The sequence below is a fragment of the Paenilisteria newyorkensis genome (assembly GCF_000766145.1).
GTDB lineage: Bacteria > Bacillota > Bacilli > Lactobacillales > Listeriaceae > Listeria_A > Listeria_A newyorkensis.
The window spans coordinates 269,945-290,852 of the sequence record NZ_JNFB01000012.1 but is presented as its reverse complement, the minus strand read 5'-3'; the positions used below and the strand labels follow the sequence as shown (position 1 = coordinate 290,852).

18 protein-coding genes are annotated in these 20,908 nt (G+C 44.8%); 6 read left to right on the top strand and 12 right to left on the bottom strand.

Annotated features, from left to right (window positions below):
- Positions 1 to 220: 220 nt before the first annotated feature.
- The 7 genes from EP58_RS05905 to EP58_RS05875 all read right to left on the bottom strand — a co-directional run bounded on the left by EP58_RS05905 (position 221) and on the right by EP58_RS05875 (position 6,110).
- The gene (locus tag EP58_RS05905) at positions 221 to 1,255 is read right to left on the bottom strand and encodes a lysylphosphatidylglycerol synthase transmembrane domain-containing protein (protein ID WP_052165018.1); all 1,035 of its coding nucleotides are present in this window, start codon (positions 1,253 to 1,255) and stop codon (positions 221 to 223) included.
- 6 nt (positions 1,256 to 1,261) lie between these two features.
- Positions 1,262 to 2,284, bottom strand: a complete 1,023-nt coding sequence (locus EP58_RS05900; RefSeq protein ID WP_036091215.1) for a glycosyltransferase family 4 protein — start codon at positions 2,282 to 2,284, stop codon at positions 1,262 to 1,264.
- A complete protein-coding gene (locus EP58_RS05895) occupies positions 2,277 to 3,560 on the bottom strand; it encodes a glycosyltransferase family 4 protein (RefSeq protein ID WP_036091213.1) in 1,284 nt (427 codons plus the stop codon). Before EP58_RS05895 ends, EP58_RS05900 begins: the two co-directional genes overlap by 8 nt.
- A gap of 329 nt (positions 3,561 to 3,889) precedes the next feature.
- Positions 3,890 to 4,267, bottom strand: a complete 378-nt coding sequence (locus EP58_RS05890) for an OsmC family protein (RefSeq protein WP_036091211.1) — start codon at positions 4,265 to 4,267, stop codon at positions 3,890 to 3,892.
- Between the two features lie 13 nt (positions 4,268 to 4,280).
- The gene (locus tag EP58_RS05885; RefSeq protein WP_036091210.1) at positions 4,281 to 4,880 is read right to left on the bottom strand and encodes a short chain dehydrogenase; all 600 of its coding nucleotides are present in this window, start codon (positions 4,878 to 4,880) and stop codon (positions 4,281 to 4,283) included.
- A gap of 18 nt (positions 4,881 to 4,898) precedes the next feature.
- Complete coding sequence (gene psiE, locus EP58_RS05880; protein WP_036091692.1) at positions 4,899 to 5,312, bottom strand: phosphate-starvation-inducible protein PsiE; 414 nt, start codon at positions 5,310 to 5,312, stop codon at positions 4,899 to 4,901.
- A 72-nt stretch (positions 5,313 to 5,384) separates the two neighbouring features.
- Complete coding sequence (locus tag EP58_RS05875) at positions 5,385 to 6,110, bottom strand: gamma-glutamyl-gamma-aminobutyrate hydrolase family protein (RefSeq protein WP_036091208.1); 726 nt, start codon at positions 6,108 to 6,110, stop codon at positions 5,385 to 5,387.
- A 155-nt stretch (positions 6,111 to 6,265) separates the two neighbouring features.
- Here EP58_RS05875 and EP58_RS05870 point away from each other — a divergent pair, with 155 nt between their 5' ends.
- Both EP58_RS05870 and EP58_RS05865 read left to right on the top strand, forming a co-directional pair.
- Positions 6,266 to 8,227 carry a fructose-1,6-bisphosphatase gene (locus tag EP58_RS05870; protein ID WP_036091206.1) on the top strand — a complete coding sequence of 654 codons (1,962 nt, stop codon included), beginning with the start codon at positions 6,266 to 6,268 and terminating at the stop codon, positions 8,225 to 8,227.
- A 192-nt stretch (positions 8,228 to 8,419) separates the two neighbouring features.
- On the top strand, positions 8,420 to 9,775 hold the full coding sequence (locus tag EP58_RS05865; protein ID WP_036091204.1) for an aspartate kinase: 1,356 nt from the start codon (positions 8,420 to 8,422) through the stop codon (positions 9,773 to 9,775).
- A gap of 50 nt (positions 9,776 to 9,825) precedes the next feature.
- Here the strand turns inward: EP58_RS05865 and EP58_RS05860 are convergent, their stop codons facing one another.
- Positions 9,826 to 12,171 carry a cation-translocating P-type ATPase gene (locus EP58_RS05860; protein ID WP_036091201.1) on the bottom strand — a complete coding sequence of 782 codons (2,346 nt, stop codon included), beginning with the start codon at positions 12,169 to 12,171 and terminating at the stop codon, positions 9,826 to 9,828.
- A gap of 323 nt (positions 12,172 to 12,494) precedes the next feature.
- On the opposite strand from EP58_RS05860, the gene EP58_RS05855 reads away from it, so the two are divergent.
- A complete protein-coding gene (locus EP58_RS05855) occupies positions 12,495 to 13,139 on the top strand; it encodes a cyclic nucleotide-binding domain-containing protein (protein ID WP_036091199.1) in 645 nt (214 codons plus the stop codon).
- Between the two features lie 60 nt (positions 13,140 to 13,199).
- Here EP58_RS05855 and EP58_RS05850 read toward each other — a convergent pair whose 3' ends face one another.
- The 4 genes from EP58_RS05850 to EP58_RS05835 form a co-directional block, all read right to left on the bottom strand.
- Complete coding sequence (locus tag EP58_RS05850; RefSeq protein WP_036091197.1) at positions 13,200 to 13,916, bottom strand: LutC/YkgG family protein; 717 nt, start codon at positions 13,914 to 13,916, stop codon at positions 13,200 to 13,202.
- Positions 13,913 to 15,385: a LutB/LldF family L-lactate oxidation iron-sulfur protein gene (locus tag EP58_RS05845; RefSeq protein WP_036091194.1), complete on the bottom strand. Its 1,473-nt coding sequence runs from the start codon at positions 15,383 to 15,385 to the stop codon at positions 13,913 to 13,915. The genes EP58_RS05850 and EP58_RS05845 overlap by 4 nt, the downstream gene beginning before the upstream one ends.
- A 15-nt stretch (positions 15,386 to 15,400) precedes the next feature.
- Entirely contained in the window at positions 15,401 to 16,144 is a 744-nt protein-coding gene (locus EP58_RS05840) for a (Fe-S)-binding protein (protein WP_036091192.1), read from the bottom strand.
- Positions 16,145 to 16,503: 359 nt separating this feature from the next.
- On the bottom strand, positions 16,504 to 17,151 hold the full coding sequence (locus EP58_RS05835) for a GntR family transcriptional regulator (RefSeq protein WP_036091190.1): 648 nt from the start codon (positions 17,149 to 17,151) through the stop codon (positions 16,504 to 16,506).
- 147 nt (positions 17,152 to 17,298) lie between these two features.
- Between EP58_RS05835 and EP58_RS05830 the strand changes: the two genes are divergently transcribed.
- The 3 genes from EP58_RS05830 to EP58_RS05820 are packed head-to-tail and all read left to right on the top strand — an operon-like array spanning position 17,299 to position 20,896.
- Positions 17,299 to 18,747, top strand: a complete 1,449-nt coding sequence (locus tag EP58_RS05830) for an AcpB/EbpR/MafR family transcriptional regulator (protein WP_036132911.1) — start codon at positions 17,299 to 17,301, stop codon at positions 18,745 to 18,747.
- Between the two features lie 24 nt (positions 18,748 to 18,771).
- Positions 18,772 to 19,668 carry an ABC transporter ATP-binding protein gene (locus EP58_RS05825; protein ID WP_036091185.1) on the top strand — a complete coding sequence of 299 codons (897 nt, stop codon included), beginning with the start codon at positions 18,772 to 18,774 and terminating at the stop codon, positions 19,666 to 19,668.
- The gene (locus EP58_RS05820) at positions 19,661 to 20,896 is read left to right on the top strand and encodes an ABC transporter permease (protein ID WP_036091183.1); all 1,236 of its coding nucleotides are present in this window, start codon (positions 19,661 to 19,663) and stop codon (positions 20,894 to 20,896) included. The genes EP58_RS05825 and EP58_RS05820 overlap by 8 nt, the downstream gene beginning before the upstream one ends.
- Positions 20,897 to 20,908: the final 12 nt, after the last annotated feature.

Sequence of the window (20,908 nt, the reverse complement as noted above, 5' to 3'; positions counted from 1 at the left end):
AAGCGAAACGGCTCTTGTGTAGCAGAACCGTAAAGATGTACCGAATCCTTGTTTTAAATAGCTAGAAGGAACGCCTATTTTCGATGCTTATAGGTACAACTCATTTCGAACAGCCGGGAAGGATTACATGCTCGCTTTGCTCTCATGCATATTGGGGCTGTAACTCATTACATTTCGAACAGCCCCAACAATGCGAACGCTTGTCGCCGATTTATTTGGGTTATGCATCAGACTCTGTATTCTTGGTTCGCCGTCCAAATGGTATCATCGCAATCGCGCCGAAAATCGTGCAACTATAATACGTAATCAAGCGCCATAAAATCAGTCCAATCACCAATTTATCTGGGCTCAGCACCATTCCAAAAAACGAGGTAAAGCTATATTCCGCACCACCACTACCACCAGGCGTTGGGATCGAGGACGACAATTTCATCACAAATGCATGATATGTCATCACTGTCATCAAACCAACATCCGTCACGCCCATGCTAAGTAACACAAAATAAGGAATACTCAAATAAAATAGGAGCTGAACAGTCGTGTACCCGACACATTCCCAAATCAATCGTTTATTCCCACTAAAACGCACACTCTCCTCATGAAACGAGAAAATCTTGCTATCCGCGCTTTCACGAATCCCCTCACGCTTTTCCTTTTTAACGAATAAAAGCGCTGGCTTCAACAGAAGATGTACAATTGCCGCAGCCACACGTTCGCTTTTAGCCACCGTCATCAGAAAAACAATGACTCCTAAATTAATCACAAATCCAATCAAAATCAAGTACTTAATTTCAAATGTCGTGTGTCCAAGCAACGGAAAACCGACGATCAAAAAGAAAATAAACGTGCCGACAATCACCGCTTGATAAATAATAAACTTGATGAGTAAGACCGAGCTCGCAAGTCCGATATCGATTTTCCGTCGCGTCAATAAATAAAGCTGCGCGGGCTGTCCACCACTCGCAAACGGCGTCACCGAATTAAAAAACTGCCCAATCATCGTGATTCGAAACGATGTTCGAAGCTTCAATGTAGGATCTGCTTGCTTTCCAAAACGATGCAACACAACCGCTTCCAGCCACCAATACAAAAACATCGCCAAACAAGCAATCCCAATATAAACTAAATTCACATGCTTCAGAACATCGAAAACCGTACTCCATTTGACATCACGAAATTGGAAATAAATAAATCCAACACTAATCGCAACGACTAGCAAAATACTAATCAGATGCCGGCTCGTATTTTTACTCATCTGCCTCTATCCTTTCAAAAGCCCATCATAAAATTCCTGCCACAATCCTGTCAGTCTGGCTTCTGAATAATACGCCGCACCTTTTTTCGCGCCTTCTTTGGCCGTTTCTAAGTAAGCCTTATCGGTCGCCATCCGTTCTAATTGTGCTTTAAACCCAGCCACATCAGACGCTTCCATGTAATTCCCCGCGAGAATCCCTTCGTAGAGCTCTAAATCGCGAAGCAATACCGAAAGCCCGCTACTCATTCCTTCAAGAATCGCCATCGGGAATAATTCGTTAAAAGACGGCAAAAAGAGCACATCCGCCATATTATAATACGCATTCATATCCGCACGCTCGACAATCCCAGGAAACTGTACATTCGCAGGCGGATTATCATAAATTTCTTTCAATTCCTTGTAGCCCGCCGTGATTTTCCCAAACGAAAAACCGCCAGCCCAAATAAACTGCATCTCCGGCAACTGTTTCGCGACCTCAATGAAATCCAGAACGCCTTTACGATGCTGTACTTGCCCAACACCAATCGCCACAAACGCGTCCGGCGCAATACCATGTTCCTTGCGCAGCGCCATTTTTTCAGTCGTCTCCATTGGGTAAAACGTATTCGCGGACACGAAATTCGGAATGTACTTAATTTTCTCTTCTGGTATACCGTACGCCACCAATTGCGGAATAAACGACGGATTCACCACAACAAGCACGTCCATCCGCTTATAAAATAGAATCACATATTTATAAAAAACTTTTTTCGCAATCCACGGAAGCTCTAGACTCTCATCTAGCGTCTCCGGCAAAAAATGCACATAACCGACCATCACGCCGCGCCGTTTCTTCGCAAATGTCGATAAAAAGAACGGGAAATCAATCGTGTGATAGTGTGTTATCTCAGATTTGCGATATGTATTAATAGCCACGTCGTACTTATCCGCATGGTGTGTCGTCATTAAATTAATTAATTCTCGGTAAGCAGAAGCTACCCCCTGTCCTTTTACTTTTTCCGCAGAGGATAGCATCGTAATTCTATTCATGATATTTTCTCACTTTCTTCTCTCGTTTTTGGAGAACCGCCGCCGGAATGCTTAAAACATAATTGCTCACCGTATACTGATCAAGCGGCTCATACGTTCTTTGCCCATCGACCCAGCCATAATTCTCGCATACTTCCATGTAAATTTGTTCAATATTAGCACCAAACCGTTCCGCGGAAAAACTACCAATATGTTGTAGCGCATTCGCTGCCAAACGTTCTGCCACCTCAGGCTGTTGCAACATATCACACATCACCTCAGGCAACTCCCAATCCGCTCTAAAACTACGACCCGTTTTCCGATTCAAAATCAGATTCTCATTACTGCGATCCGCTTTTGCAATCACCGGAATTCCCGATGCCATCGCTTCAATATATGTCATACCTTGCGTTTCCGATGTAGACGCGCTCACAAACACATCGCCCAATTGATAAAAACGACCAATTGTTTCCCAGTCTTGTTCTCCCGCAAAGATAACCGATTTCGAAATATCTTCCGTAAACGCGAGTTCTTCAAGCTCCGCACGCGCAGGTCCATCACCAACAATCAGCAATTTCGCATTAGGAACCTTCGCCAAAACACTTGGAAAAGCTCTCACGATAATGTCGATACCTTTTTCTTGCGCTACACGTCCCACCGAAACGACCACTTTATCATCAGGTAAAATACCTAAATCCGCCTTGGTCTGCGCTAAATCTGCTTGCTTAAATCGATCCGGTTCAAACGATTTAAATTCCGTACCAGTCGGGATAATCCGAATATGATTGGCGATGCCGTAACTTCTAAGCGACGTCTGTACTTTCTCCGTTGGCACGATGACCGTATCCATCGAATCACAGAACGCACGACTTAACTTCTGCACAACGCCTTGCCCAATCAGTTTCCCCTTACCAATATAGTGTAAATAATCTTCATACATCGTGTGATACGTATGCAAAACAGGAAGATCGAATTTTTTTGCCATCTTTTTCCCGATTAGCCCCATCGAAAATTCCGTGTGGGTATGAATAACATCAATTTCGAGACGCTTAATTAAACGGGCCACCTTTTGCGTTCCAGCCATTGCGATTCGTCGCTCAGGAAAAAACACAAACGGAATGCTTGAAAAACGGAATACTTTTCCTCGTTCCGCCTCCAAGTCAGCCTGTGGGTCTGAAGTTGTAAATATATACACATTGTGTCCTCGTTTGGTTAACTCTTTTTCCATCGTCTTAATTGATGTTGCTACACCGCTAATCTGCGGAAAAAAAGTATCTGTAAAAATACCTATGTTCACTGTTTTCGCCTTCCCTCCACACCATGATACAATACCATCGTGCCATTACCCAAGCTTGTTTTCCAGCATATTTTCGTCATTAAAAGCTCCGTCCCATTGCCGTGCACCCTAGTACATCCCGCTCTGGTACTCACTTTCGCCTAGAAACTAAGCATTTAGCGACGCGCTGGTTTTTCTTGTCCATCCTTATTATAACAAAAATTCAGCCAAAAAATCATTTTATTTTTCTACAATGTCGACACATTTGGTACTTATAATTACATTATGCTACATTGGTGCCTAAATTACCTAGGCCTATGGTTTGATTTTTCCTCATACCTACGTCTTTATTATGAGAAGATGACTTTTTCGATAATCTCGATTTTTGGATCTAAGGACATCGCAACTGGGCATGATTTTTTCACGAGATGTAGCGCTTTTTCCGCCTTTGCTTGGTTTTCTGGCGCGACTTTTAAGGTGAAGGTTACTTCGATTTTCTTTAAAACACGGACGACCGCTTCTTGATCTTGCTCAAAATCAGCATGGATATTCTCAATTGTGTAGTCAATCCGCTTTTTTTCTAAAATAGAATCATATACATAACCGCTGCATGCTGCTACGGCCGCGACCGTCGCTTGTGTTGGCGAAAAACCTGTATCGCGATTTAGCTGCCAATTTCCGTTCTCATGAATCACGTCAAAACCGTTTGTACCTCTTACTATATCCATTTTCTAATTCCTCCTAATACACTTCGTAATTCTGACCAGTTTGGCCTCCAAGGATACTTTTCACAAATGCTTGCGCCACTCGCTCGGCAGGAACTGGGTTGAAACCTACGAAAAAGTCTGCGTATTTATCCCAAGATTCTTGCAATACGTTTGGGCTTACACTGTTAATTCGAATCCCTCGTGGCATCTCAATCGCCGCTGATTTGACGAATGAGCGAATCCCACCGTTCACCATGGCAGCAGAGGCGCCTTGTTTAATTGGATCATCCATCATGATTCCCGTGACAAGTGTAAAACTACCACCATCGTTCAGATATTCGAGTCCCAACAAGACGAGATTCATTTGTCCTTTTAGCTTGCCGTCGATGGATTGCTCGTTGTTTTCCGGCGTCATCGTCGTGAGCGGTCCGAAATAAGCAGCACCCGCAGCAACGACCAGCGCATCGATTTTTCCGACTTGCTCATACATCGCTTGGATGCTCGCGGGAGACGTCATATCCACCGCCACATCCGCACCCTTACGACTCGCCATAATCACCGTGTGTTCCTGCTCTAATTTTGCGACAATCGCTTTGCCAATCGTCCCCGTTGCGCCGACTACTACTATTTTCATCTAACATTCCTCCTAAACCTAATTCGTGTCCCGCCGCAGCGTCTTCGTATTAGCAACAAAAAGGGATATCAAAAGTACAAGAATCGCGCCGGACAAAAACAGCGTCGCCAGTGCACTTTCATGATCGATAATAATGTAGCGAACAATCGCTGTAATCCCGATGTAAATAAAATAACGTAGCGGGAAATGGTACTCCATCTCAAAATATTTAATAATCAAGGCTAAAAACTCAAAATAAAGAAAGAATACCAAAATTTCTTCGGTAATCTGATAAAAACTCTCGGAAGTATCATAAAAAATGCTGTGAAAAATTTCCCAAATCTCTTTAAACATCGCAATGACAAGTATCACCGCCACTAGAATCAATGCTAGATTTAACGCAGCCCGCAATAACCGTGGTGTTTTATCCGACCATTTTTTAATGGATTCTATCATCTGTTTGCCAGCTCCTCTCGTGTGTTTATCTATTGTACCAGATTTTGCCCTAGAATTCATTTGCTGTACTCAATTATTCGCTTCTACTTTTTGAATGAAGGTTTCGAATAAGGCGCACATTTCATCATCCTGCTTCACCATAATTTCAGGATGCCACTGAACACCAACGACGAATAAATCTCCTTCGCGTTCCAGCGCCTCAATCACACCATCCGATGCCCAAGCCGTCGCATGAAATTCTGCCGCCACGTTTCTAATCACTTGATGATGTAGCGAGTTCACCATCGTCTTCTCACCAAAAATGGCCCTCAACTCCGAATTCTCTTTTGTGGTGACAGAATGAATCGGAAAAGCCGGATCGGTGTGTTGTAAATGTTGCCGCTCAATGCCTGGCGCGTAACTAATATCTTGATAAAGCGAACCACCAAACGCCACATTCATCAGCTGTACACCGCGGCAAATCGCTAACACCGGTTTATTTTGCGCAAGTGTTTCTTTCAATAATTCCATCTCATATAAATCGCGATCTGGTAGCGTCCCACTCAGTCGTGCCAATGGTTCTTCCCCATATAAGAACGGCGAAATATCATCACCGCCTGTAAGTATCAAGCCATCGATATGCGCAACGATTTCCTTCGCATAACCCGTTTCTGTCACCGGCAAAATAATCGGTGCGCCTCCTGCTTTTGCAACAGCTTTGACATACGTATCATTCACTGTCGCGCGGTCCTCAAATATATTTTGTGGGAACTCCATACTGCGGCGTGTCCCCGAAATTCCGATAATGACTGTCATTTTCCATCGCATCCTCTCAAAGCTTACTTTCTACTATAGTACATAACCGTTTTTCAAAATTCGAATCATCTGCCTTGCGAAATACGTCTTCGTTCTCTATAATGAACTATACCAATTAATATTATATGGCTTTTATAAAGGGAGGAATTATATTTATGCAAGCAGACCAATTTAAGTATTTACGTTTGTTGTCTCGTAACTATCCTACCATCGCAAGCACAGCCACAGAAATCATTAATTTAGAGGCCATTCTCAATTTACCGAAAGGCACGGAGCATTTTCTGAGCGATTTACACGGGGAATATGAAGCTTTTGAGCAAGTCATCCGCAACGGTTCCGGTGTTGTCAAACGAAAAATTCATGATGTGTTTGGGAATCGGCTGACCGACGCCGAGATTAATAGTTTGGCAACTTTAATCTATTATCCGGAACAAAAGCTCGATTTGGTCACCGAAACGACGGAGAATCTTGATTTGTGGTATCGCAGTACGCTGTTCCAATTGATTGAGCTCTGCGTCCACGTCTCTTCTAAGTATACCCGCTCCAAGGTCCGCAAAGCAATGCCTGCCGATTTTGAATATATTTTGCAAGAATTACTGCACGAAAATCATCTCGTCATGGATAAATCGCTCTATTATCAGGAAATTATCACGAGTATTATCGCGCTTGATCGTGCCGCTGAGTTCATTGGCGCGCTTGCCCGACTGATTCAGCGCCTCGTGGTGGACCATTTACATATTGTTGGCGACGTCTATGACCGCGGACCTTATCCTGATAAAATTATGGATTCCTTGATGTCCTACCATTCCATCGATTTTCAGTGGGGCAATCATGACATGCTCTGGATGGGTGCTGCGAGTGGATCGCGCGTTTGTTTGGCCAACGTTTTGCGGATTTCGAGTCGGTATTTGAATCTGGATATTATCGAGGACAGCTACGGCATCTCGATTCGTCCGCTTGCCCTTTTTGCCGAGGAAAATTATGGTGAAGATCCTTGTACCGCCTTTTTGCCCCAGAAAACCGCGATTACCGAGCAAAGTACGACCGAGATCAATCAGATTGCGCGGATGCATAAAGCGATTGCGGTGATTCAGTTTAAGCTGGAAGGTGAAATCATTGCTCGCCATCCCGAATTCGAGATGGAGCATCGGTTGTTGTTGGATATGATTGATTATGAAGCTGGGACGGTGACCATCAAAGGAAAAACCTATCCGCTCAAAGATCACCATTTTCCAACGATTGACCCAGCTAATCCATACGCCCTTACGCCTGAAGAGCACGAACTGATCGACAAACTCGTCTCCTCTTTCAAAAATTGTGAAAAACTGCAGCGTCATGTTTCGTTTTTATACGCCAAAGGAAGCATGGTTTTGACTTACAATAGCAACCTGCTTTACCACGGCTGTATTCCGTTGAACGAAGATGGTAGTTTTATGGAGATGACGCTAAAAGGGCAGAAATACGCTGGGCGGGCTTTGCTGGAACAATTTGAGCAAATCGCACGCGAAGGCTATTTCCGAACAAGTGGCACCCCTGAAAAGAAATATGCACTCGATATCGTTTGGTATCTCTGGACCGGCGCCGCCTCTTCCTTATTTGGAAAAAGCGAAATGACGACGTTTGAACGCTATTTTGTGGAGGATAAAGAAACGCATATTGAAAAAAAGAACGCGTATTATAAACTGCGAAACGAAGAAAAGGTTTGCCATCAGATTCTAGCGGAATTCGATTTAGATTCCAGCGGGCACATTATCAACGGCCACACACCTGTCAAAGAAGGCAAAGGCGAGAGTCCGATTAAGGCGGGTGGCAAGATGTTAGTCATCGATGGTGGTTTCTCCCCTGCTTACCAAAAAACAACAGGTCTGGCGGGTTACACGTTGCTATACAACTCCTTTGGCCTGCAACTCGTGTCCCATCAGCCGTTTACTTCGACAGAGGACGCGATTCAGCAAGAAACCGACATCCTCTCGACACGCCAAGTGATTGAAACCGAAACCGAGCGGAAACTCGTTCGTGATACGGATATTGGGAAGGATTTATTGCAGCAAATTGATGAATTGAAATGCTTATTGGGCGCGTATCGGCAAGGCTTGATTAAAGAACGGCACGGATAACTAGACCAAAAGTAGAGGTTCCTTTCCACGGAACTTCTATTTTTTTCATCTAAATAAATTCCAATAATTCTAAAAACATATTGTTTTTTCTAGCAAAAACGGTCATAATGGATAGATAATACAGGCTAGGCGTTTTTAGGAATCTCGTTAACAGAATACTTAGCCAAATGAATGAAAGCAGGAGTGTGAAAAATGAAAGTTATTAAATTCGGCGGAAGTTCGCTGGCTTCGGCTACGCAACTACAAAAAGTATACAAAATCGTGGTAGAGGATTCGAAGCGAAAATTCGTTGTTGTATCAGCTCCTGGTAAGCGTTTTGCAGATGATGTGAAGGTAACGGATTTATTAATTGATTGTGGCGCGAAACATCTTTTAGGGGAAACGGCGTCGGATTTGGAGCAGGAAGTCTTGGCTCGCTACGCCTCGATTGCGGATGAGCTTGGACTTGGTGAGGAAGTGATGGCGCGAATTACGCGAGATTTCAAGGAGCTTCTGAACTCGGATAAAGCGAACCCCGACCGCTACATGGACCGGATTAAAGCTAGTGGCGAGGATAATAATGCGAAATTAATTGCCGCGTTTTTCCGCAGTCAAGGCACGGAGGCGCACTATGTGAATCCGAAAGATGCGGGATTGTTTGTGACCGATGAGCCAGGAAATGCCCAGGTTTTGCCGGAGAGTTACGATAACTTGTATAAGTTGTTGGAACGCGACGGGATTGTTGTTTTTCCAGGGTTCTTTGGCTATACGAAGGACGGCGAAATCAGCACATTTTCGCGCAGTGGCTCGGATATTACGGGGGCGATTGTGGCGAACGGTGTGAAGGCGGAGGTTTATGAGAATTTCACGGATGTCGATGCGGTTTATGCAGTGAATCCATCGATTGTGCATAAGCCGAATGCGATTGTGGAGCTGACGTATCGGGAAATGCGCGAGCTGTCTTACGCTGGTTTTTCGGTATTCCATGATGAGGCGCTCGTTCCGGCCTTCCAAGCTGGAATTCCTGTGCAAATTAAAAATACCAATCGCCCGGAATTGCCTGGTACGCGTGTGATTCATCATCGTGAAAATACGAATGGACCTGTTGTCGGGATTGCGAGTGATGGCGGTTTTTGCAGTATTTATATTACGAAATATTTGATGAACCGCGAGATTGGATTTGGCCGCAAAGTGTTGGAGATTTTGGAGGATGTGGGCTTGACGTATGAGCATATGCCTTCTGGGATTGATGATTTAACGATTATTTTGCGAGAAAACCAGATGGATCGCCAGACGGAAACGACTGTGTTGGATCGCTTGAAAAATGAGTTGGCATCTGATGAAGTCATTATCGAACACGGCATCGCGCTTGTGATGGTCGTTGGTGAAGCCATGAAGCATAACGTCGGAACTACGGCGCGCGCTTCGAAAGCTCTGTCCGAAGCTAAAATCAATATTGAGATGATTAACCAAGGTTCGTCGGAGGTCAGCATTATGTTCGGCGTGAAGGAAGAACAGGAGAAAAAAGCAGTACGTGCCTTATATAATGAGTTTTTTGACGCAAAATGAGCAAATGGATCGACCCGAGATTACGGAGTCGATCCATTTTTTTGTGTGCCTTAATCTCTTGCGCCAGCCCAGCCAAAACGCATGATGGTATGGCGAATGAACCAATAAAGTGGGCCACATGATACCAGTAGTGGTACATAGATAAGCATCATTTGCCAATCGAAAATCGATACGAGTGAGAAGAATTTGCCGCCGAATAGGAATAAGCAAACAAATGCAGCCATCATCGTTGCTACAAGTACTTTTGTTTTGCGTCCGAATGGGTGTCCAACGCTGATTAAGGCGACGAAACATGTTGCGCCTGTTAGCATCACGTTCATTGTCGATGTTTGCGCGAAACTTAGACCTAGCATGTTTCCGAACCCAAGGATAAGCATAATATACGTGATAACGCATGTCGCTGCGGGCACGGATGTTTGTAGTACTTTGTGTAAGAATTGTCCTTTAATGCGGTCGTAGTTCGGTTTTAAGGCTAAGAAGAAGGACGGAATCCCAACAGTTAGCGCCGAGATTGGGCTAAGTTGAATCGGTTGGAATGGGTACGCGCCGGCTAGAAAAATGAACGCGAGCGCGAGTACCGTCGAATACATCGTTTTGATGAGGTAAAGCGATGCCACACGCTCAATATTATTGACAACACGCCGACCTTCCCGCATAACGCCAATCATCGAGTCGAAATTATTCGATAGCAGGACAAAATCGGAAACGCTACGCGCGGCGTCACTACCTTCTGCCATCGCGATGCTACAATTGGCTTCTTTTAAAGCGAGCACATCATTGACACCATCACCCGTCATCGCAACGGTATGTCCCTGATTTTTATACGTGTTAATCAAATCTTTCTTTTGATGCGGGGTTACGCGACCAAAAACCGTATACGCTTCGATAATCGGCAAGAGATCGGCGTCTTCCGCGACTTCGCTCATATCAATGTATTTATCACCATTCGCAATGCCCGCACGAACCGCGACATTGGAAACCGTCACCGGATTGTCTCCCGAAATAACTTTAATCGACACACCTTCCGCCGCGAAAAATGCGAACGTATCTGGCGCCTCCGCACGAATATTATCCGCAATCAAAATGAAAGCCAACAACTCACATTGCTCCGGCAAAACGCTTTCTGTCAATGTTTCCAACGAATGCGCCACGGCCAAAACTCGAAAACCTTGATGCGCATAATCATCCAATTCCTGCCGATTTTCCGCAGATAAATCTCTGAAAATAAACTCTGGCGCACCGATCAAAAACGTTCCTTTTTCCGTAAAACTACAACCGCTCCATTTGCGCGCGGAAGAAAACGGGATACGCTTCTCGATTTGCCAATCTGGATTCTCCGTGAAGTGCTTTCCGAGCGCGATACTGGTCGCGTTATTATCCGAAAGCGAACCAACAATGGCACCAACACTAGCGTCGATTTGCGAAGACGTCACACGCGGATGCTTCAACACGATATCCGTCACGTCTAATTTTCCATCTGTAATCGTCCCCGTTTTATCCAAACAGAGCACATCCACACGCGCCAATGTCTCAATACACGGCATCGATTTCACGAGCACTTTCTGCTTCGCCAAGTTAATAACCCCAACAGCCAGCGCGATACTCGTCAAAAGCACGAGCCCTTCTGGAATCATCCCAATCATCGCAGCCGCCGTCCCGAGCACCGATTCCTTCAGCGGCAATCCTTGAAAATACTTCGAGAAAAATAGTGCCAAACCAATCGGAATAATGATAAACGTCAACACTTTGATAATCTTCTTAATCGAGCGAATTAACTCGCTATCTGGCCGCTTCTCCTGCTTCACTTCCATCGAAATTTTCGACACAAAGCTGTGCTCTCCGACAGCGGAAACCTTCACGTACGCCTGCCCACTGACGATATAGCTGCCCGACATCACGTAGTCATCCGCACGCTTCACGACTGGCTCAGCCTCACCCGTCAACTGCGATTCATCGACCTCCAAACCATCCGTCTGAAAAATCATGCCATCCGCACAAATCTGATCTTCGCGATTCAGAACCATCACATCCCCAAGCACGAGCTCGTCCTGCTCCAGTTCACAAAGCTTGCCATCCCGCATGACTTTCACCTTCGCCTGCGTCAAAATTGTCAACTTATCGATATTCCGCTTCGCCCGGATCTCCTGAAAAATCCCCATCGCCGTATTGCAGAGCGCGACGCCCAAAAACAGCAAGTTTTGATAGCTTCCCACAAGAATAATGAAGCTCGCGATGACCACATTTATCATATTAAAAAGCGTAAACGTATTATCCCGTATAATTCCAAGCACACTACGCGTTAGTGGCTTCAGCGCGTGATTGACCTGTCCATGTTTTACTCGCTCGGCAACCTCACTAGAAGTTAAGCCTGCTGGTGTTTTCATTTTATTTTCCATCTCACCAGATCCTTTTCGCTTTAGAATGACACTCTCTTAAAACTAGCAAATGAAGCAATCACTCCATCTATTTAATTCATCTCCAGATTATATCAGAGAAAAATAAAAATATGATGAGATTCTTGGCTTTTTTCATAATTTCTCCGACTTTTATCACCTATTATATACTACCCTTTTTTTCGACATTAGATTCCATAAAAATCAATTTTTTCATTTCTGTCCATTTCGATGACAATAATGAATGTCGAAAAAATCGTATTCATGGTTTAATGGTTATAGAGGCAGTTAACGAAACGCCAAAAAAAATCATAGGAGGAGATAATATGAACACAAATACATTAGATACAAAGATACAAGCTGGGAAGTTTCTTACGTCATTACTCGAGTCAGATATCGCCAAGGAAAGATTGGAATTAAAAAAGAACGACAAAATCGAATTGACTGCAACGAACAACACGCCTTATATCTTTGTGATTGTAGCTGGTGTTGCCGGTATTTTCTCCAATAAAAATGTAGCGATTGATTTTGCTGGCGAAGGTGATTTACTAGATTACAACGTCTACTCTAGCCAACTATTCGGAAAAGCTTTGACAGACGAATTAACGGTTTGGAGATTTGCACAAAGCGATGTATTTAACAAAATTGCAGAGAACGCAGAGATTCAATTACAGCACTATCACATGTTACAAACGATTCAACGTCGTTTAGAGAAGAAGCAAATCCAAGCAACTTTAGACACGAAAAATATGATTGCAGCGTTCATCCACACCTTGGCGACACGTTATAACCCGAAAGCCGATGACCAAGGTATGATTGAATTACCAAGATATTTTTCAAGAAAAATGATTGCGAACTATGCTGGCGTTAGTCTTAGTACGATGACGGCTCATTTACAACAATTGATGGAAGAAGGCCGTGTTATCTTTAATTCCCGCGTACTTCTTATCGGTGAAGAGAACGAAGCCTAAAAAATAAGTCGAATAAAAAATCATGCCTAGCGCTGGACTAAACATGACTTTCTATTCGACCTATTTATCTGTTACTACAATATACGTAACGCTAATCGGGCCATGAACACCGACAACAAGCTGCATCTCGATATCGCCGGAGTTTGACGGGCCTGAGATGAAGTTGATGGAAGAACCGATTTCCTGACCGCTCGCAATACGCGCATCATAATAGTCTGCGGCTTGTGTGGAACGCGGTACAATCTTGCTTTTTGGAACAATCGCGATGTAATGCACTGGTAAAAAATGAAGCGTCCGGCCTTGTTTCGGACTCGACTCCACAACGACCGATCCACTCTCAGCAAGGAGAAACTCTGCGAAGGCAATCGCAATATTCGCGTCTGCCGCCGTCGCAATATTCGCCGCACGATTCTCACGCCCTTCTTTCCAAATCGAAACCGCGCAATTGTCCCATGCATTATCCGCTAAATTTTGCAATCCGAATTCCGCGAAACGTGGATCATCCGCAATAAGCACCGACTCGTTACCATAATTGGTAGCGATTTTTTCGATGTGCGCCGCAAGTTCTGCGACGGGCGTTTCCACCACATCGGTATGAATCCGCGAACAAGCTTCTTTCGCAATCGCAAGCAACTCGTCCTGCGGTTTCCCAGTGAGCGTCGTATCTGCAATCGTGTGCACGCGCTCTGGTCTCACCACACCTGTCCGACGCCGTTCCCGGCCTAATTTCTCCGCAATCCCATTCAAAAATGCTTCCCGATTATCCGTCGCTGTCATTTCGCTGCACCTCCCTGCTCCCGATTTTTATACCATGATCGGAAATTATCGCGCTCTTTCGGCGGTCTCGGCAAATCGCGCACACTCGTCCAGCCTTTAATCAAACCAAATCCACCGTTAATAAAACCGCCATACTGATACAAATTTTCCGTCGTAGTAGACGGTTTCGCACCAAGTACACCCAGACCAACATGTCCAAATTTGAGCGCCTGCTTAAACAAGAACGGCGACGAGGTAGCCTTAGCGATAAAGCGCATTTGCTGATCCACGAAACCGTGTCCCATTTTCAGCTCATCCGTCATCACCCGCCGATGCTCGATCAACAAACCGTGAAGTGGAATTTTGACAGGGCACGTATCCGTACAAGCACCGCACAAACTCGACGCGTAAGGCAACTCGCCAAACTGTTCGTAACCGCCAAGTACAGGCGAGAGCACCGCGCCAATCGGACCCGGATAAATCGAGCCATAACCATGTCCGCCAATCGTCCGATACACCGGGCACACATTCAAACACGATCCGCAGCGAATACATTGCAACACCGACTGAAACTCCGTACCCAGCGCCTCCGAACGTTTATTATCCAAAATCACCACATGAAAATCATCTGGTCCATCCGATTCCTCCGTCAATTTTGGCCCCGAAAAAGTAATGTAACTCGTCAAACTCTGCCCGACCGCACTGCGCGACAACAAGTTATCCATTACTTCCGCGTCCGCCATATTCGGCACAATGCGCTCCATCCCCATCAACACAACCTGCGTATCCGGAATGCTCTCGCACAAATCCGCGTTCCCCTCATTCGTCACCAAATTCACCATGCCACTGCTCGCAATCGCAAAATTACAACCCGTAATCCCGACATCCGCATCCAGGAAAAATTCCCGCAACACCTCACGTGCAAACCGCGCCATATGCTCCGGCTCATTGTCCCCGTCATACCCCAGCTTCTCCTTAAAAACCAGCCGAATCTGCTCCCGGTTCTTATGTATATCCGGAAAAACAATATGCGACGGCTCATCCCAATCATCCATCTGCAAAATAAATTCCGCGAGATCCGTCTCCATCACCGAAACCCCGTCCATCTCAAGCAGCAACCGATCCAAATCAATCTCCGTCGTCACCATCGATTTCGACTTCACGATTTTCTTCGCATTTTTCTGCCGAATCACGTCTTTCACATAATCCGTCGCCTCCTGTTCTGTCGACGCAAAAAACACTTTTCCACCGTTCTTCGTCACATTATCACTAAACTGCTCCAAATAATAATCCAAGTTCTCAAGCGTATGCTGCCGAATCTGCTCCCCGAGATCACGCCACTCTTCCCAGTTGCCCAAGTTCTCCCGCGACGTTTCCCGTTTCACCCACTGGTCATCCTGCGCCTTGGCAACCGCTTTTTGCATAAACGCGTCGTCCAGACTCTCCTTCACCCGCGTATCAAAATCCTTCGTACTCGTCGATAGTCCCATTTTCAAAAATCCCCCTTAAACAGTCGCCCGAACAGGCTTTGTGACGTTACTATTCAACACTTCCGCGATATGCATAATCTTGATTTCCTTGCCCTCACGATTAAACTTTCCGCCAATATTCATCAAGCAACCCATATCCGCGCTGATCAAAATCTCCGCATCCGTCGCTACAACATCCGCCATTTTTTCCTCCACCATCTGCTCCGAAATCGCCGGCATCTTCACCGAAAAAGTCCCGCCAAACCCGCAACAATTTTCCACGTGTGGTAACGGTACTAATTCCAATCCGCGCACCTCCGCAAGCAACGCATACGGCGCCTCTTTCTCACCCAAAATCCGCGTCATATGGCACGAACGATGATATGTAGCCTTGCCCTCAAGCGTCGCGCCAACATCCGTCACGCCCAACACATGATATAAAAACTGCGAAAATTCATAGGTTTTCTCGCCCAGTTCCCGCGCCGCATCCGCATATTCCGGATCACCCTTAAAAATCTCCGCATACTCACGCATCATACCAACGCACGATCCCGATGGTCCAACGACATATTCCGAATCCTTAAACGCCTTCAACTGATTAATCAACGTAGCCCGCGTCTTCTCCATGTAACCGCTGTTATAAGTAGGTTGTCCACAACACACCTGCGACTCAGGGAAATCCGTCTCACATCCCAGCCGTTCCAAACATTCCACCATCGCAATCCCAACATTCGGAAACATCATGTCCACAAGACACGTCGAAAAAATACTGACTTTCATCCTATACGCCCCCATCATCTTTTGCATCTTCTTCTACCATTAAATTCTAGCATAAAAAATAGCGAAAAACGAATGGAAACCCTTGAAAAATAACGACTTATCGAACACTTGCGATAGAAATCCAGTCAGGAAGCCACTTCCCAATACATCCATCACCAAAACAAAAACCACTAATAGACGAGGTTTAAAAGTGGTTTCCCCTGTATTTCATCCAATTTTCCCAACATCAAAAAACAGCTTTCCAATGCAGTCCTCCCACATCAAAAAGCCGTTTTATCTCCAAATTAAATTTTTCCTAGCAAATCGAATTTTTTAATGGCATTATCTCGCCGAAAGCGCTACTATTAAAAGGAGCAAGCCTAATCCACCAACAAGGAAATATAATAATGATACAGTTGCTGCACAACACTGATTGCCCGCTCGTAATCGCGATCTTCCAGCGCAACCAAAATAAGTTCCACAGCTTCAACCGTACACATAGATGACGTCAACAAAAACTTCTTACCAAATATGTCATCAAACGCGGTTAACTGCTCATTGATTGTTCTCAAACTTTTACCTAAAATGCTCATACTCGCCTGTTTGCAAAGTTCTAAATAGAATCCCTCACATGCATCAATATAAGCTGTATAATCGCGATTCTGAACCCCGTCCTTCATCGCCTCCACATGTATAATGAGTGGACTTTTTACAATCGGAACATTCGTTTCTTTCAATCGCTGGATAATATATTCCATATTCAAAAACATGATTTGGAACCGACCTGAGTAATAAAATTCTTTGGTATGCGTTTCCTTCACGTCATACATATCGGTCGTAAGCTGATTCAGCAGTCCTCTTTGACATAATAATTGGAGTGCCTGCTCTGCAATATGACTCGACACGCCAAATTCAGCTGCCAAATTCTGCACCTCAATCGTGTCACCAATTTTATATTTTTGGCAAAGAACCGCCGTTTTTATAGAAGCATAAATCTCATCTGCTACGCGATCATTGTTTAAAATCATAGTTATTACCTGCTTTTTTCGCTTATTGGTATCTCTATTCATTGTAAACCATATAAACCAACTAAAAAAGAGGATACTCTCTCAAAGTTGACTTTGAAGAACAGCAAAAATAAGAAGTTTGATAAACCGAGGAAGGATGATGTCACCATGAACGGTATTTTAGAAAAAGATAAAGAACGCCAATTACGCATCATTAAAGTCCTTTTATCTGACCATAAAATCTGGGATCGCCAAGAAATTTGCAAAATCGTGCGCTGTTCCAAAAAAACACTCGCTCGCGATATTAAAAATCTAGAAAACACGCTACCCGAAAAATGGCAACTTATCAATACAACCGAGGGCATCCTATTAGAAAAACCAATAGATGAGAACTTTATTCACCTATTTTCCGCCTTCTTCTCAGAAACCTATTTATTCCGGCTTTGCTATGATATTTACGATGAAAAAGAGATTTCACTCGCGGCTTGGTGTCAAGAAAATTTTGTAAGTCCCGCAACCATCTACCGTAAATTAACGCCTGTTCACCGCTATTTAAAGTCGATTCACCTCCAACTCGAGAATAAGCCACTCCACCTCATTGGCAAAGAATCGCAAATCCGTTTCCTATTTTACGACCTATTCTTTAACGCCTACCCCGCCCAAGACTTGTTTTTCATGGGCATCCACTGGGAAATTATCGATGGCTTTATTGAAGATATTATGCGAAAATTAGATATCTATTTCTCCCCCGCTGCCAAAATTCAATACGCGGCTTGGGTGGGACTTTCCTTGACTCGCATCAAACGCGGTTATCCCATCGACCCGCGCGGTGAAAGAACGACGCGCACGTGGGAAGCATATAATAAACGCAACAATCTCGCGGAAGCTTTTCAAATCTTGGCCGATACGACACATATCGAGATTTCAGAATCCGAATCGATTTTCATCTTGTCCTGCATTTTCTTTTGTTCTAAATCCTACAATTCTGAAAAATCTAGAACAGCGCGCATCGAAACATGCAAAGAAATCAATCCAGTAACGTATCGGCTTGTGGAAACAATTTTCAATATTTTGCCGAAGATTGGCTGGGATGCGGACGATTTAATGGTTAGTCTCATTGATACCTTTTCCATGTTTCATGCCGTCGAAAGTCCGCTTTTCCTAGCACAAGAGCGTTTTTTGATTAAGGAAGAGCACATTTTATCCCCTGATTTAGAGAAGCAGATTGCGACTATTTTTCAAACGTTTGCCAAGGAATCCATTTACGCCTATTTACGCGAGAACCATGATGTCCTGATGTATCGCATTGGAATTAGCATCCAAACCGCCATGGAACGCACCACGCGACCAGCAAGTTTAACCGCGAAAATTTTCTCACAGAACGGTTTTTTATGGGAGGATCTTGTGAAGAAAACGATTCGCTCACGCTATTCCGCGCAGCAACTTATCATCGTTGGTAGCGGGCATCCACAAGCCGATTTCATCATTACGGACCTGCCGCTACCTCATAGCACCGTCCCACAACTCGTCTGGAATACCAACCCGACATTGCGCGACTGGCAGATGCTCGACGCCTATATTAACGAAAGAACACATCAAAAAGAAGAACTACTGTAAACCAAAAAAGGAGCTGATACCCACATGCTACAAGTCAATAACGTGTCCAAACAATTCGGCGCAAAAACAGCCGTCGATGATTTACATTTCCAGATTAATGAAGGCGAAATTCTCGGTTTAATCGGCCAAAACGGAGCTGGAAAAACAACCACATTCCGCCTTATTCTTAATTTTTTACGTCCAAATAGCGGCGAAATTCTCTGGGATAACCAGGACATCACCAAAATAAACACCGACATCATCGGCTATCTTCCAGAAGAACGCGGCCTTTATCCAAACGTCACGATTGAGGATCAAATCACCTTTTTCGCAGAGTTAAAAGGCTATTCTCGCGCTAAAATCAAGCCAGAAATCGATCTTTGGATGGAACGCGCGGAAATCGTCGGCAAAAAGACCGATCTCGTCAAAACGCTATCCAAAGGGAATCAGCAAAAAATTCAACTGATCAGCACAATTATTCACCGTCCCAAGCTAGTTATTCTCGACGAACCATTCAGCGGCCTCGATCCTGTCAACGCCGAAATCCTGAAGAAATTCGTTTTCGATCTCAAAGCAGACGGCGCAACAATTATTTTCTCAAGTCATCGCATGGAAAATGTCGATGAATTATGCGACTCGCTCGTGATGCTAAAACAAGGCAAAACCGTGTTACGCGGCAAATCCAAAGACGTCAAAAACAGTTTTGGGCGCAAACGCATCATGCTTGACGCACCGCATCCAACAGAAGCGCTAGCCGCCTTACCTGGCGTCACGCAAATCGAGAACCACAAAGGCATTCGAATCGTCCACTTAGCAGAAGAATCCGATGCCAATACCGTGTTCGATTTTGTCACGAAAGACGGCTTCATTCCAATGTTTAGCCTAGAGCCACCAACACTCGAAGAAATTTTTAAATGGAAAGCAGGTGAGACGAATGAGTAAATTCTGGGTCATCACATCACAAGTCTACAAACGCCGCGTCAAAACGAAATCATTCCTAATCTCCCTACTTCTCCCACTACTTATCGGCGCGGCAATCTTTGCCCTGCCAAAAATCGTCGACTACTTCGGCGGCGGTGACGAACCTACAAAAATCGCCGTCATCTCTGAAAATCCAGCTTTCTCCATGGCCATTGCCGCAGATAAAGCCAATTTCAAAGTCGACAAAAAAATCGAAACCGAGAAGGCAGCAAAAAAAGCACTGACAGCTGGTGATATCGAAGGCTTCGTAACGATCGCGCCACTGGGCAACGAAGTCAAAGCCGTTTACACATCCCAAGAAACCGCAGGAAACGCCCTCATCACCGCCTTACAAAACGACATAACCAGCGTGACCTTGCAGCAGAAAATCAAAGAATACAACATTACAGAAAAACAACTCGCGAGCCTCACCACACCAGTTCCAGTCAAGAACGAGTTGCTATCCAACGATCAATTAACCAACAGCCAAAAAGAAGCGATGAGCGCAGCGATTTTGATGCTGACACTCGTGATTTTTATCTTCGTGATGAGTTACGCCAGCATTGTGGCAGCAGAAATCGCGAACGAAAAAGGCACACGGATTATGGAAATCATTTTATCCAGCGTCTCGTCAACCACCCATTTAATGGCGAAATTGACCGCGATTCTACTCATGTTGCTCACCCAGATTGCCTTTTACGGACTCTGTATTGCGGTCGTCATGATTGGCGGTAAAAACACCGAGATGATTCAAGGAATTCTGGACCAACTCGCCCAGTTCCCGACGTATTATCTCATTCTAAACCTGCTATTCGTCGTCCTTGGCTTGCTACTCTATATCCTGCTCTCTGCGATTATCGGCTCGATGGCACCAAATGTCGAAACCGTATCGCAGTTCATGTATCCGATGACAATGTTTGCCATCATTGGCTACTGGGGCTCGATTGCAGCCGCTAATGCACCGAATAACATGCTCGTCGTGATCGGTTCTTACGTGCCGACGTTCTCACCGATGATGATGCTTGCCCGGATGGACCTGCTCGCCGTTGATGCCACTGGTATCTTCATCTCGCTCGGCATCCTTGCCCTAACCAACGCCCTCGCGTTCTGGCTAGCGATCCGACTTTACCGCGGCAACGTACTTCTTTATACAAACGACGGCCTATTCAAAACTTGGAAAACATCCTTAAAATATGCGAAACGCGACTAGAAAAGAGGTTTT

Coding starts and splice junctions, on each gene's coding strand:
- EP58_RS05905 (WP_052165018.1), bottom strand. CDS start 1,255: ATGAGTAAAAATACGAGCCGGCATCTGATTAGTATTTTGCTAGTCGTT.
- EP58_RS05900 (WP_036091215.1), bottom strand. CDS start 2,284: ATGAATAGAATTACGATGCTATCCTCTGCGGAAAAAGTAAAAGGACAG.
- EP58_RS05890 (WP_036091211.1), bottom strand. CDS start 4,267: ATGGATATAGTAAGAGGTACAAACGGTTTTGACGTGATTCATGAGAAC.
- EP58_RS05885 (WP_036091210.1), bottom strand. CDS start 4,880: ATGAAAATAGTAGTAGTCGGCGCAACGGGGACGATTGGCAAAGCGATT.
- EP58_RS05875 (WP_036091208.1), bottom strand. CDS start 6,110: ATGACAGTCATTATCGGAATTTCGGGGACACGCCGCAGTATGGAGTTC.
- EP58_RS05870 (WP_036091206.1), top strand. CDS start 6,266: ATGCAAGCAGACCAATTTAAGTATTTACGTTTGTTGTCTCGTAACTAT.
- EP58_RS05865 (WP_036091204.1), top strand. CDS start 8,420: ATGAAAGTTATTAAATTCGGCGGAAGTTCGCTGGCTTCGGCTACGCAA.
- EP58_RS05860 (WP_036091201.1), bottom strand. CDS start 12,171: ATGGAAAATAAAATGAAAACACCAGCAGGCTTAACTTCTAGTGAGGTT.
- EP58_RS05855 (WP_036091199.1), top strand. CDS start 12,495: ATGAACACAAATACATTAGATACAAAGATACAAGCTGGGAAGTTTCTT.
- EP58_RS05850 (WP_036091197.1), bottom strand. CDS start 13,916: ATGACAGCGACGGATAATCGGGAAGCATTTTTGAATGGGATTGCGGAG.
- EP58_RS05845 (WP_036091194.1), bottom strand. CDS start 15,385: ATGGGACTATCGACGAGTACGAAGGATTTTGATACGCGGGTGAAGGAG.
- EP58_RS05840 (WP_036091192.1), bottom strand. CDS start 16,144: ATGAAAGTCAGTATTTTTTCGACGTGTCTTGTGGACATGATGTTTCCG.
- EP58_RS05835 (WP_036091190.1), bottom strand. CDS start 17,151: ATGATTTTAAACAATGATCGCGTAGCAGATGAGATTTATGCTTCTATA.
- EP58_RS05830 (WP_036132911.1), top strand. CDS start 17,299: ATGAACGGTATTTTAGAAAAAGATAAAGAACGCCAATTACGCATCATT.
- EP58_RS05825 (WP_036091185.1), top strand. CDS start 18,772: ATGCTACAAGTCAATAACGTGTCCAAACAATTCGGCGCAAAAACAGCC.
- EP58_RS05820 (WP_036091183.1), top strand. CDS start 19,661: ATGAGTAAATTCTGGGTCATCACATCACAAGTCTACAAACGCCGCGTC.